11 protein-coding genes and 1 pseudogene are annotated in these 13,357 nt (G+C 32.4%); 11 read left to right on the top strand and 1 reads right to left on the bottom strand.

Translation table 11 applies throughout. The features are described 5' to 3' along the window. The 10 genes from N4A68_00155 to N4A68_00110 all read left to right on the top strand — a co-directional run. Window positions 1-550: transposase (locus tag N4A68_00155; protein MCT4562730.1), on the top strand; the 550-nt coding region annotated here is incomplete at its 5' end. 219 nt (window positions 551-769) lie between these two features. After that, the gene (locus tag N4A68_00150) at window positions 770-1,048 is read left to right on the top strand and encodes a hypothetical protein (protein MCT4562729.1); all 279 of its coding nucleotides are present in this window, start codon (window positions 770-772) and stop codon (window positions 1,046-1,048) included. A 385-nt stretch (window positions 1,049-1,433) separates the two neighbouring features. Then, window positions 1,434-2,021 (top strand): TetR/AcrR family transcriptional regulator, encoded by a 588-nt coding sequence (locus N4A68_00145; GenBank protein ID MCT4562728.1) that lies wholly within the window; start codon window positions 1,434-1,436, stop codon window positions 2,019-2,021. 211 nt (window positions 2,022-2,232) lie between these two features. Continuing rightward, a complete protein-coding gene (locus N4A68_00140; GenBank protein MCT4562727.1) occupies window positions 2,233-3,336 on the top strand; it encodes an efflux RND transporter periplasmic adaptor subunit in 1,104 nt (367 codons plus the stop codon). Next, window positions 3,336-6,410, top strand: coding sequence for an efflux RND transporter permease subunit (locus tag N4A68_00135; protein ID MCT4562726.1), 3,075 nt, complete (start codon window positions 3,336-3,338; stop codon window positions 6,408-6,410). The genes N4A68_00140 and N4A68_00135 overlap by 1 nt, the downstream gene beginning before the upstream one ends. A gap of 285 nt (window positions 6,411-6,695) precedes the next feature. Beyond that, the gene (locus tag N4A68_00130) at window positions 6,696-7,976 is read left to right on the top strand and encodes a coproporphyrinogen III oxidase family protein (protein ID MCT4562725.1); all 1,281 of its coding nucleotides are present in this window, start codon (window positions 6,696-6,698) and stop codon (window positions 7,974-7,976) included. Window positions 7,977-8,147: 171 nt separating this feature from the next. Next, window positions 8,148-9,278, top strand: a complete 1,131-nt coding sequence (locus N4A68_00125) for an extracellular solute-binding protein (GenBank protein ID MCT4562724.1) — start codon at window positions 8,148-8,150, stop codon at window positions 9,276-9,278. Beyond that, complete coding sequence (locus N4A68_00120) at window positions 9,247-10,989, top strand: iron ABC transporter permease (GenBank protein ID MCT4562723.1); 1,743 nt, start codon at window positions 9,247-9,249, stop codon at window positions 10,987-10,989. The genes N4A68_00125 and N4A68_00120 overlap by 32 nt, the downstream gene beginning before the upstream one ends. Then, window positions 10,985-12,022 carry an ABC transporter ATP-binding protein gene (locus N4A68_00115; GenBank protein ID MCT4562722.1) on the top strand — a complete coding sequence of 346 codons (1,038 nt, stop codon included), beginning with the start codon at window positions 10,985-10,987 and terminating at the stop codon, window positions 12,020-12,022. The genes N4A68_00120 and N4A68_00115 overlap by 5 nt, the downstream gene beginning before the upstream one ends. A gap of 46 nt (window positions 12,023-12,068) precedes the next feature. After that, window positions 12,069-12,686, top strand: a complete 618-nt coding sequence (locus N4A68_00110) for an L-2-amino-thiazoline-4-carboxylic acid hydrolase (GenBank protein MCT4562721.1) — start codon at window positions 12,069-12,071, stop codon at window positions 12,684-12,686. Window positions 12,687-12,861: 175 nt separating this feature from the next. Here N4A68_00110 and N4A68_00105 read toward each other — a convergent pair whose 3' ends face one another. Next, window positions 12,862-13,065 (bottom strand): hypothetical protein, encoded by a 204-nt coding sequence (locus tag N4A68_00105; protein ID MCT4562720.1) that lies wholly within the window; start codon window positions 13,063-13,065, stop codon window positions 12,862-12,864. A gap of 14 nt (window positions 13,066-13,079) precedes the next feature. Here N4A68_00105 and N4A68_00100 point away from each other — a divergent pair. Further along, window positions 13,080-13,334: pseudogene (locus N4A68_00100) on the top strand (ATP-binding cassette domain-containing protein). Window positions 13,335-13,357: the final 23 nt, after the last annotated feature.

Below are 13,357 nucleotides of genomic sequence, written 5' to 3'. Positions count from 1 at the left end.
ATTAGAACAAGTAATGCGTAGGATATGTGGAAGTTATGTTTATTGGTACAACAGTAAATACGACAGAATAGGAAACTTATTTCAAGATCGATTTAAAAGTGAGCCCGTAGAAGATGATAAATATCTCCTAACTGTCCAGCGGTATATTCATCAAAACCCTATTAAAGCTGGATTAGTAACTAATATAGAAGAATACAAATGGAGTAGTTATCATGAATATGTAAATAAATCAGAGCTAATTGATATAGGCTTTACACTTAATATATTCAATAATGATACAAAAAAGGCAGTAGAAGGATTTATTCAATATAATAATGAGGTCAATGATGATGCTTGTTTAGATGTAGAGAAAAAACACCGCATAACCGACGAAGAAGCAAGAACAATAATAAAAAAAGTATGTAAGATAAACCATACATCAGATTTACAAAACTTTGATAGATGTACAAGAAATATATATTTGAGAAAACTAAAAGAAAAATACAAGTTATCAATTAGACAAATGGCTAGACTTACAGGTATTAATAGAGGTAGTATTCTAAAAGCATAATAGTGTCAACAACTCCGTCCCTGCGACATACCCAAAAGGAGTTGTAGACCCAAGAGGTTCTAATGCCTTAATGCACTACACAACAATGTATAAAAATGGTAAAATGTATAATTTAGAAGTATTATATGACAAAGCAACAAACACAATTTATCATTTTGAGTATACAAGAAAAGCAATAGGGAATTTACCTAAAATACCTAAATAGAAAGAGTGGAGTTAATGAGTCCGAAGGAAAACATATATTATTTACTACGAGAATATATTAATGGAAATTATGAAATGGAAATATTTTGTGATGAATATACACAAACATTTGATATTGAATTAGACTATAATACTTTAAATGAAGAGGAGTATAAGTTATTAGCAGAATTGTCAGTATTTACAGGAAGGTTTTCACCTTTTGAGGAAGATTTAAAAATCCCCAATGTATATTTTAGAGAAGAACAAGTAATGAGAAAAATAAAAGAGGTCTATAATAAACTGATAAAGCAATAGGATTTATTTAAAGACGGTTATTGTATGTAACCGTCTTTAAAAATACTTGAAATTAATAATTATGTTCGTGTAAATTACTTATATCATAGGATTTTGATATGCTCCCCTTATAATATACAGTTAAAATAATATAACTGTATATTATAAGGGTAGTTTTATCATGGGAAGAAAACCTAAGGTATTGTTTGAAATAAAAGTATCAGTTGTAGAAAACTATTTAGAGTATGTCAAGGGTACAGAGTTGTTGACAACATGGCTTTAAAACATAACAATGTTAATAACTCCGTCCCTGCGAAATCTCTATTAGTTTGCTATAATTAGATTAAATGTTCACTTGACAAAGGTTAAAATTTCCATTAAAATTAAATATTGGAGGGGTTATGTAGTGGCTCAGTTTTTAAAAGAAGAAATCAGAAAAAGAATTATTGAATCAGCAATAAAAGAATTTAGTGAAAAAGGATATGATAAGGCATCTATAAAAAATATTGCAAAGGGAGCCAATGTGGCTGTAGGAAATCTATATAGATACTTTGAAAACAAAGAATCTTTACTAAAAGAAGTTGTGAAGCCGGTTTTTGGAGAATTGGTACAAATGATAAATACGGAAAATGTTTTAGAAAACATTGATTACAAGAATTATATTTATGATACTTTAAATCGTTTTTTAGATTTGTACATTGCCAATAAATCCATTTTTTTTGTAGTGATTGATGGGTGTAGGGGTACTAAAATGGGAAATATAATAGAAGGCTTCATTGATATGCTGGCAGATAATATACATAAGCTGGTTAGTAAATTTAATACAGGTAGTTTTATCAATAAGTATGAATTTTCCTATGCTTTGGCAGTGGCTGTTGTTCAAGGAACCATAAGTATCTTGAGAAACAGTAAGGATGAAGATGTAAAAACTAATTTTCTTCAGTATAATAGCTTTTTGATGAGTGATTTTGCTGAACGTCTTAATAGTATCTGATTTATTTTTTTAAGCAATAATGAATTGACGTTCGCTTATTTTGTTATTTAAAAGCGAATCTCTGTTCTTTTATATTTATTTTGAAAGGAGGCGTACTTAGAAGGGGATAAACATAGTTTGAAAATGAAGTGCAATTAACGGGTAAATGAAAGAGTGTATGACAAAAACTGATGAACTTTATGAATTTATTCAGTGCAGAGGAGGTTCTATTATGAATAGGAGAATTTTGTTTGGAATACAAATAATGATGGTTCTAGTTCTTATTGTAACTGGGTGTTCTAAAACGGAAGAAACATCTATAGAAGAAAAAGTAAGAGCGGTTAAAATTGAAGAGGTAAAGGAATCCGAAATGCCCGTTTTACTTTCTTATTTAGGTACAGTTGATTCACAGGATATAGTAAAATGTGGCTTTAAAACGCCGGGAAAATTAGGAAGGGTTTTTGTGAATGAAGGAGATGAAGTAAAAAAAGGAGATAAGCTAGCTCAGCTTGATATACAAGATCTTCAATTTCAGTTTGACGCTGCAAAGTCTACTTTAGAAACAGCTAATTTAAATGTAAAGAAGGCCAATGATGCATATCAATATGCGCAAAGCCTACTTGCAAGGGTTGAAAAATTATACAAAAAAGGAAGCGTAACCGAGGATTCATATGACAAAGCTAAACTTCAAGTTTCAACCAGCGAACATACCTATAGCCAGGCTCAGGCACAATTTAGTACGGCTAAGACAGACTATGATTATAAAAAAAGTTTATTAGATGATGCAACCCTTTATGCGGATCAAGATGGAAGCGTATTAAAAGTTCCCTTCGAGGAAAGTGAACTGGTTCCCCAGGGATATCCCGTTGTGGTTATAAGAAGCGTTCAAAGAGTTATAAATGTAGGAATTGCACAAAAAGATTTAAGTAAAATTAATATTGGTATGGAGGCATACGTTGAAGTAGATGGACAAAAGGCAGAGGGAACAGTGACAAACATAGCTGAAGCTCCCGATGTTGAAACAAGAACATATAATGCAGAAATAACAATAAAAGAAAATGTTTTTAAATTAGGGTCTATTGCTAAGGTCGATTTTGATTTGGGAACAGAAAAGGCTGTTTGGATACCTGTTACATGCTTGTTATCCAGTGGACAGAATTATGTATATGTTGTAAGAGATGGTAGAGCATTTAAGACGATAGTAGAGACTGGAAGGACCTACGGAGATCGTGTAAGGGTCAGTGGAATTAAAAATGATGATGCTATTGTAATAAGTGGAATGAAAAATCTAAGTGATGGTATAAAGGTAAAAGTTATAGGTGAGGAGGGAGCATAATGAGCAATCTCATAAGTAGTATGATAGACCGCAAAAAAATAATAATTTTTCTAACAATAATAATTGCTATTGCGGGTGTTGTGTGCTACTATCACCTTCCAAGACAAGAAAGTCCAGATGTTTCAGCACCTATTGCCATGGTAATAACACCTTATCCAGGAGCATCCGCAGAAGATGTTGACCAGCTTGTTACTAAAAAAATAGAAGATGAATTATCGGAATTGGATGGATATGATTACAGTATGACGGTATCAAAGGACAGTGTTTCGATTGTGGGTGTTATATTCCATAGTAATGTTGATACCGACCAATCTATGCAGAATGTAAGAAATGCAATAGCGGATATAAGAAGTGAGCTTCCCACAGGATGCTTTCAAAGTACAATTAATACAGACCTCGCTGAAACGGCGGGTATTATTATAAGCCTATCCGGTGAACATTATAGCTATGAACAGCTTGCATCCTTTGGAGAGCAGTTCAAGGAAAAGCTAATAGATATTGAAGGTGTATCAAGGTTTTGTATAAATGGAGATTTAGAAAAGGAAGTAGAAGTAAAAATAGATGTTGCAAGGCTTAATCAATTGGGTATATCTCTGGAAGATATATATACCTTGCTCATGGCTCAAAATATAGAAATACCATCGGGAGATATAGAGTGTGGGCAACAGAAAATCAAAGTTAAAACCTTTGGAAACTATTCATCCTTAAAGGATATCAGAAACATAATTGTTGCTGTTTCCAGGGAAACAGGAGTTGTTACAAGGCTTGGGGATATTGCAGAAATAAATATGGTAGTTGAAGATGGTGTTGAGAAATTCAAGCAGGATGGAGAAAATGCTGTTCTTCTTACTGGATATTTTGAGGAAAGCAAAAATGTCGTTATCATAGGAAAAGATGTAAGAAATGCTATTGATGAATTAAAGGCTCAGCTTCCTGAGGATCTTATAATACAGGAGGTTGTTTATCAACCCCAGGATGTAAGTGACTCTACAAATGAATTTATGAAAAACCTTTTAACCGGTATAGTATTTGTAATTATCGTTGTGTGCTTAGGAATGGGGCTTAGAAATGCCGTTGTGGTTTCTACCGCCGTACCATTCTCAATATTAATTACATTTACAGTAATGTATTTTACAGGGATTAAAATTCATCAGATATCATTAACTGCTCTTATTATAGCCCTAGGGATTTTGGTTGATAATGCTATAGTTGTTAGTGATATGATTCAAGTAAGGATGAATGATGGAGAAGATAGGATATCAGCAGTACGTACTGGGACTAAGGCATCGGCCATACCGATTTTTACAGCTACCCTTACTACAATTGCAGCTTTTTCTCCACTATTAGGTATTCATGGTGTTGTAGGTGAATTTGTTAAGGCAGTTCCTTTGGTTCTAATAATTTCAGTCGTAGCTTCATATCTTGCGGCTATGTTTGTTATGCCTCCTATGGCCTCCATATTTTTTAAAGTTGAAAAACAAGAAAATAAGAAAGAAAGCGTTGTTAGGGGCTTTTTTAGAAAAACATTGGGTATAGCATTAAAAGCAAAAATACTAACTATAGTCTCAGTATTTATTGTGCTTGTATTGGTTGTGAAATTTATCTTGCCGTCCCTTAGTTCACAATTTTTCCCTTATGTTGATAAGGATTTGATATATATAGATATGTATTCTGAGAAATCAGGAGATATTGATGCTACTGAGAAGTTAACCGATGAAGTAGCTAAGCTTATGTCAAAACAGTCTGAAATAACCAGTACTACCGTGGCCATTGGAGATGGAATGCCTAAATTTTACATAACAATGCTTCCTGCAATGCCTTCAAAGGATTATGCTCAAATGGTATGCAAATTTAATCTAGGGGAAGATAAACAAAGGAAGTTTGAAAATAGAAAACAGTTTGCAGATCATATACAGGAGTTATTAAATCAAAGCATTCCCGATGGAGATTGCCAAGTAAAACTGCTTGAATATGCTAAACCACTTCCTAAGATATGTGTGAAGATAGGGGGAGAGGATTTACATAGATTGGAGGAAATGGCCGCTTTATTGGAACCAAAGGTTAAGGAAATTGAAGGTACCAATAATATAACAATGGATATGTCAGATGATACATTCCAGTTTGAAGTACATGTTGACGAAGATAAAGCAAGTAGTGTTGGGGTTTCCAAATATGATATTCAAAGGCAGATTAATATAGGTCTATATGGAGCTGTAGCTACGGTTTATAGAAAAGATGGTAAAGAATATGATATCAAGGTTAAAAGTGATATGAAGAGTATTAAAGATCTTGAAAACCTAGAGATTAAGTCCTCAATAACAGGTGAAAAGGTATGCCTTAAACAGATTGCAGATATAGGCTTTGGTCCTAAAAAGGATTGTGTGACAAGATATAAATGTAAAAAAACAGTTTCTGTTCAGGGGGGAGTACTGGAAGGATATGATTCATCGGTTATTGAAGATAAAATAGAAAGTGAAATTTTACCTAATATGGATACGTTCGGTGCTAAAATAAGCTTTGATGGCGAAAGAGAAATGATCAAAGAATATTTTACAATTGTAGCAATACTTGCGATTATAGCTATATTTATTATATATATAATCCTTGTAATTCAATTTAATTCATTTATTCAGCCGATGGTTATTCTTATGACAATACCTTTATCAATAATAGGTTCAGTTGTTGGATTGTTTATATTGAATAAGCCATTATCATTTATGGCATTTTTAGGAGTTGTTGCCTTAATAGGCTTGGTTGTTAAAAATGGTATATTACTTATCGAGTATATTAATGATGCAAGGAAACGAGGGTATACTATAGATGAGGCGTGTACTGATGCAGTAGAGAAAAGGTTCAATGCTATTATATTAAGTGCAGCTACAACTGTAATGGGTCTCGTACCCCTTGCATTTTCTGGTAGTGAATTGTTCTCACCTATGGCTGTTTCACTTATGGCAGGACTTATTGTATCTACGTTCCTTACAATGGTAATAATTCCTGTAATATATAGTTTAATAGAAAACTATATTGAAAAACGTAAAATAAGAAAAGAGAAAACCATAATAGAATCTTAAGTAGATGGGTTCCATAATGTCAACTTAGTACCCTTACATATAGGTATATCTAAAGGATGATTCCCCTGTAAATCAGGAATCATCCTTTTTATTGTTTATAAAATGAATAGTTAAAATATTAAATTATTGACAATAAAAAACAATAAATATACAATAGCAATGAAAAGGATTATTAATTTCTGTTGATATATATTATCGTCTAAACTTTTATTACTAATAGGCATCTTTGCTCAATTAAACATAAAAAGAACCTTACAAATTTAAAAAATCATAAGAGGAGAGAAAATGGATTATACAAAAAGATTAAAGAGTCATCATGAGGTAACTAAATCACTTGAGTACATATTTATAAGTAATGAAGATAAAAAGAAGTATGTTACAAAGCTGTTGACTGAAAAGCCAAATAGACCTCGTAGTATCTATATTCATGTTCCATATTGCAGAAAGATATGTAGCTTTTGTAATATGAATACGGGATATGTAGATGAATCAATAAAGGATTATCACAAGCTTATTATTGAATCAATAAAGGCTATTAGTAAATATCCCTATATTCAGGGTAAAGACTTTGATTCCGTTTACTTTGGGGGAGGGACCCCTACTATTCTATCCCATAGACAAATAGATGAAATCTTAAAGACAATACATGAATATCTTCCAATTAGTAAACAAGCTGAGATCAGTATGGAAACATCTATTAGTGAGCTTACAGAAGATAAGTTATATGTGATGAAAGAAAATGGAGTGAATCGGTTCAGCATAGGAATACAATCCTTTGTGGATAATACACGAGGGATTTTTAATAGAATAGGAGATGGACAAAGGGCAGTAAAAAAGATAGAGGAAATTATGGATATGGGATTTGAAAATACAAATATTGATTTAATATATAATTATCCTGAACAAAGTATGGATGAACTGAATTATGATTTGGATATCATAAAAAGTCTTGATATAGCCGGTATAAGTATGTATTCCTTAATTTTACATGAAAAATCTTTACTTCAGAGTCAAATAAAAGAAGGTATTATTCCAAATATACCAGACATTTCAATGGAAAGAGAATTGTTCGGGACCATTTATGGGGAATTGATGAAGGATAAGTTTAAGGTGTTGGAACTTACTAAGATGGTTAAAGAAAATAGAGATGAATATAGGTATATTAAAATAAATAATCGTGGAGGAGACTGCTTAGCATTAGGTATAGGTGCTGGAGGCAAATTAGGGAACTATAAGTATTTCAATATGACAACTAAACATATGATCGATAGAAATAGTGCCCCTATTTCGTTTATGGGAAAAATAGTAACAGATGAATATGAGAAAATTGATAGAATAATTGGAGAAATGCAATTTGGGAAAATTGATTTTAAAGAGATTCAAGATGCAACAAATTTTAATTTTCAAGATAAGTGTTCTGATTTCATTGGTGGATTACGGGCAGAAAATTTAGTTAACCTTAATGAAAATGGGTTTGTACTCAACGAGGATGGGGTTTTTTGGGGTAATAATATATGTAGGGAATTAACAATGAATTTGATAGAAATTTTCAAAGAAAAATATTAGAAGTATAAATCCTTTAATCAGTCAATTTTATACATGATTGACAATTTATTTCCTATTCTATATAATGTTTATGTAATGATAACCAATGTCACAAAAAAATGGTTATCATTTATTTTTCAAATTAAATGATAATGATTATACATTAAAAAAGCATTTAAGGGGGATTTTAGGATGTATAAGTTTTTAAGAAAGAAGAGTTGCATTTTTATAGTATTAATTCTATTAGCTGGATTAATGTTATCGGCTTGTGGTTCTAATCAGCCAGCAGAAGAGGCTGGGAAAAGTGACCAAACAAATGAAGTTAAGACTAATGAAGAAAGTAATGAGGCTCAAAGTTCTATAGAGGAAAAATATTTTGGAGAAGAGGGGAAAATCGTAGTTTACATATCTGGCCCTGAGAAAATGGTTAAAAAGCTTGAAGAAGAATTTGAAGCAGAAAGAGGAGATGTTTCAGATTTTTTACATATGGGATGTGGACCTTTGAGACAAAAGGTTTGGACTGAAAAAGAAGCAGGGGAAATTCAAGCGGATGTAGTATGGGGATCGGATCCTCTTATGTACATTGCTTTAGCTGAAGAAGGTTATCTTCATAAATATGTACCTAAGGAGTACGATGGTATTAAGGCAGAATATCAAATTGGAGATGGATATTATACCTTAGCAAGTGAACGATATGGAGTTATTATTTACAATAAGAATAATGTAAACGAAGCTCCTAAATCCTTTGAGGATTTAAAGAATAAAGCTTGGAATTCATCGGTTATAATGGCAGATGCTACCCAATCTTCAACGGCATTAGCTTTAAATTCTGCATTATATCAAATGAGTGGAAGTAATTTTGATTATTTAAAAGCTCTTTTTGATAATAAATTATTTTTAACAAAGAAAAATGGAGAAGTATCATCAAAAATAGCTGAAGGAGAATTTGATGGGGGAATAGCACCCCATGATGGAGTTTTAAGATTAAAGAAAAAGGCAAAAAAAGAAGGCTATGAGATGCCCATAGACATTACTTGGCCTAAGGAGGGTGCTTTAGCTATTCAAAGACCAATAGCCATTGTAGAAAATAAAGCTAGGCCAGAAGTTAATGATAAGCTTGCTAAGGAATTTGTAGATTTCATATTATCTAAAAAAGCTCAGAGTATTACAACGCAATTTGGATTTGTAAGTGTAAGACAGGATATCGAATTGCCTAATGGTATTCCTAAAGAATTAAAGATATTGGCTGTCGACTGGCAATTTGCTAGTGACCATGAAGAGGAAATAAGAGATGGATTCAAAAACGTTGCTCAAGGGAAATAAGTGTCTTAAAAATTATACTAAAAGGTTACGGTCTTTATCTGAGATCGTAATCCTTTTATCGTTAGGCGGATTAATTGGAATTCTTGTGTTGTATCCCTTTATTGTTCTTATCTTGAAAAGCTTTGGATTGTCTTTAAAGGGTGGAGCAATTTCCTTAGAAGGATATAAGAGAATCATTAAAGATCCTTACAACCATATTGCGTTGAGGAACACATTATATGTATCGGCAGGAGTGACTATACTAACAAGTATTATAGGTGGAGCTTTAGCATGGATTGTAGTTAGAACAGATTATGTGTATAAAAGACTTACTAAAGCATTAGTATTTCTAAATTTCATTATTCCATCATATATAATTGCCATTGCATGGATAGAGTTTTTTGGAAGAAATGGATACCTAAGTCGCTTCCTTTATAAACTATTTGGATTTTCCAATTACAAATTATTACCCTATTCATTGGAGGCGGTAATAATAGTGCTTTCGATTCATTTATATCCCTTAGTATTTATGGCAATTAAAAATGCACTAGAAAAAACAGACCCCTCTCTTGAGGAAGCAGCTGTTATTAGCGGTGCAAGTAGACTGAGGGCAGCCATGACAATTACTTTGCCACTAGTTATACCTAGCTTTGCTTCTATAGGGCTATTGATATTTAGTAGGAGCATTGCAAATTTTGGAGTGCCGGCAGCTCTAGCGTTACCCGTTGGAGAAGAAGTTTTGACCACAAGGATATATAGTTCTTTGACGAATTTAGATTTTGAGTTGGTGACTGCAATATCTATTTTCTTAGTTATTATATCCGGTATGGTTTTTTTAGCTAACAGTCTTTCATTAAAAAGGAGAAGCTTCACAATAATTACTGGAAACAGTAAAAAACCCCGACTTATGGAATTAGGTAAATATAAAAAAGTTATAACAATAGCTGTATTTATATTTCATATGATAACAACTATTATACCTTTGATCGCTATTTTCATAGCATCATTCTTAAAAAGATGGGGATTGAGCTTAGAAGCTAAGAATTTTACATTAAACAATTACCTTTTACTTTTTAAACATGAATTAATCATAAAGGCCTTTGGAAACAGCATATTTTATGGAGTGACTGCTGCTACCATTGCTGCTTGCATTGGAGTAGGGGTTTCCTATGTATCTAATAAAACAAATTTTAAAGGGAAAAAAGTAGTAGAGCTTATAGCTTCACTACCAATGGCTATTCCTAATATTGTATTAGCCGTGGCCGCCGCTTTAGCATGGATGAATCCACCCCTACGATTATATGGAAGTGAATGGATTATAATAGTAACATATATTTCCCTATTTATTCCTATATCGGTTAAGAATATCAGTGGGTTGATGCAAAATCAAGATATATCTCTGGAAAAGGCTGCCAGGGTATCGGGGGCTACAAGAATTAAAGGATTTATGGATGTTACTTTACCCCTTACTATACCTGGTATTAGGACTGGATGGATATTAGGATTCTTAATTGCGTTAAGGGAAATTCCCATATCCCTTTTATTGTATTCATCAGGTAAAGAGACAATAGGAGTAATGTTGTTTGGTATTCAATCAAATACATATGGATTAGAAATGACTTCTACCCTTGCGGTTGTTATTATCGCTTTAACGGGGATAGGTAATATGATAGTAAGAAAGATTAGAGGCTTTAAGAGGGAAGGTGGACTAAATAATACAAGTACAGATTGAGGGACTAACAAAAAAATATGGTCAGAAAGTAGCTGTAAAAAACCTAGATTTGGGAGTCAATAGGGGCGAAATATTAGCAATCGTTGGACCTAGCGGGTGTGGTAAAAGTACTTTGCTTTCATGTGTTGCAGGACTCGTAAAGCCTGAGCTTGGAGATATAAAAATTGATAATGATTTAGTATTTTCAAAACAAAAAAGACAGTTTATGTTACCAGAAGAAAGACAAGTGGGTATGGTTTTTCAAAATTATGCCCTATGGCCCCATAAAACTGTCTATGATAATATTGCTTATCCCCTCAAAATTAGAAAACTTAGGAAGAAGGATATAAAAATAGAAGTAGCTGGGATGCTTGAAAAAATAAGGTTAGAGGGAAAAGAAAATAGTTATCCCCACGAGTTAAGTGGTGGGGAGCAGCAAAGAGTGGCTTTAGCAAGGGCATTGGTAATGAAACCCAAGGTGCTATTGCTAGATGAACCCCTATCCAGCCTAGATGCTAAATTGAGGGAGAAAATACAAGATGAAATCAAGGAACTTCAAAGGGATACAGGAATAACGATCATACATGTTACCCATGACCAAAGGGAAGCCATGGGAATGGCCGATAGAATAGCTGTAATGAGAGATGGGCAGCTTATTCAGTTAGGAACCCCAAAGGAAATATATGAGAATCCTAAAACCGAGTTTGTAGCTAACTTTGTGGGTAAAACCAATATCGTTACTGGAATTGTAGAAGTAGATAAAGATAAAAAAAAGATCGTTTTTTTAGGTAAAGATATTGCAAGAGATATAGACATAGATATGAATATAGGTCAAAGGATATTACTATCTATTAGACCGGAAAATATAGCTTTAAGCAAGGAATTTGGTATATTAAAGGGAATAGTCAAAGGTGTGAATTTTAGAGGAAATATTATTGAATATAATATTCTAATTGATAGTAAAAAATTAATTGCCCAAACCAATGCCCATACAATATATAAAAGGGGAGATATGGTGGGAGTCACATTTAATAAAGTAAATATAGTAAAATAATTGTATTTATGAATTGTTATTAAAATAAGGAGGGATTGTATATTATATGAACATAAAAAAAGCAGAAAAGCATCTTAGAGGTGCAAAAAAAATTATTGAAGAGCATGTTGGAAAAGAAAAAAGAGAAGTATTTATAAGTGAAACCCTAGTTCAGTATAAAAATATTGAGCCCCATGGAATAAAATATACACAGTCATTAAATAAGAGTAATTTTGATAGTGGTGTACTAGGTTTATCTATTTATAGAACACTTATAGGGCATTTTAATTTCGAACAAAACAAAGCAATTTGTATTCTGACAGACATTTTAAAAATTGTAAAAAGTAATGAGATAGAAGGATTTTTTTTAAGCCGCTTTATTATATCAAAGGTAGGAAAAATGAATATTTTGAAAAGAATCATGGAAAAAAGCATGTATTCACTCAATGAACCTAATGGTTGGGAAATTAAGAAATGTGAATGTGATGCATATTTAGCCTTTGATATTTGCCAGTGTGGTTTATATAACTGGTTAAAGGAACAGGGGGCAGAAGAGATTTGTACTGCATTTTGTGAAATAGACTATGTTACTGCACAGTATATGGAGGGACTAAAGCTTGTTAGAACGAAGACAATTGCAAATGGAGATAAGATTTGTGATTTTAGGTATGTAAAGAATAGCTGAGAAAATTGAATAATTACATTCTACAAAACCCATCTATTATATATATTTCTATAATAAAATCAAGTTAGTATTTCCTTGATATAATGATAACTGTTATCATTATATCAAATTTTGGCTAGGCATTTATAATGCTTGTGGCTTCTATAATACCAATACCTATCTTCAATATGGCTGATCATGGAACTTTTAAAAGTTTAATTTCACCTTCTTTAAAGCTACGCATTTCCATTACATAATATTCAATAATTCCTAAAATCTTATTTTCTAATATAAAATCTATATAATTACTACCATATGGAAGAGAAGAAATACTATCAATCAATTGGGGAAATTCAGGTGGTTCATTCCACGGAGTCAAAGTATTAGTATTGCAAAACACATGCCACAAAAACTCAAATTATTGAAGCTACAAAGGCTGCTCAAATTCATGAATTTATTATGAGCTTGCCTAATGGTTATGAAACAATGGCAGGTGATAGGGGTGTAAATCTGTTTGGAGGACAAAAACAAAGGATTACAATAGCAAGAGCGATCCTTAGGGATACACCTATTATTGTTTTTGATGAAGCAGCTGCATATGCAGAGCCTGAAAATGAAGAAGAAATAGTTAAAGCACTGTCTAATCTTATGAGACACAAGACGGTTATCCGGTAATATTGTAGACATAGCCC

The sequence above is a fragment of the Maledivibacter sp. genome (assembly GCA_025210375.1).
Taxonomy (GTDB): Bacteria; Bacillota; Clostridia; order Peptostreptococcales; family Caminicellaceae; genus JAOASB01.
The sequence above is the reverse complement of the archived record's forward strand: the minus strand, read 5'-3'. Positions and strand labels throughout refer to the sequence as shown.

Bases quoted from the DNA above. Each gene is read 5' to 3' on its own strand.
- N4A68_00140 (MCT4562727.1), top strand. From the start codon at position 2,233: ATGAATAGGAGAATTTTGTTTGGAATACAAATAATGATGGTTCTAGTT.
- N4A68_00110 (MCT4562721.1), top strand. From the start codon at position 12,069: ATGAACATAAAAAAAGCAGAAAAGCATCTTAGAGGTGCAAAAAAAATT.
- N4A68_00120 (MCT4562723.1), top strand. From the start codon at position 9,247: ATGGATTCAAAAACGTTGCTCAAGGGAAATAAGTGTCTTAAAAATTAT.
- N4A68_00125 (MCT4562724.1), top strand. From the start codon at position 8,148: ATGTATAAGTTTTTAAGAAAGAAGAGTTGCATTTTTATAGTATTAATT.
- N4A68_00150 (MCT4562729.1), top strand. From the start codon at position 770: ATGAGTCCGAAGGAAAACATATATTATTTACTACGAGAATATATTAAT.
- N4A68_00135 (MCT4562726.1), top strand. From the start codon at position 3,336: ATGAGCAATCTCATAAGTAGTATGATAGACCGCAAAAAAATAATAATT.
- N4A68_00130 (MCT4562725.1), top strand. From the start codon at position 6,696: ATGGATTATACAAAAAGATTAAAGAGTCATCATGAGGTAACTAAATCA.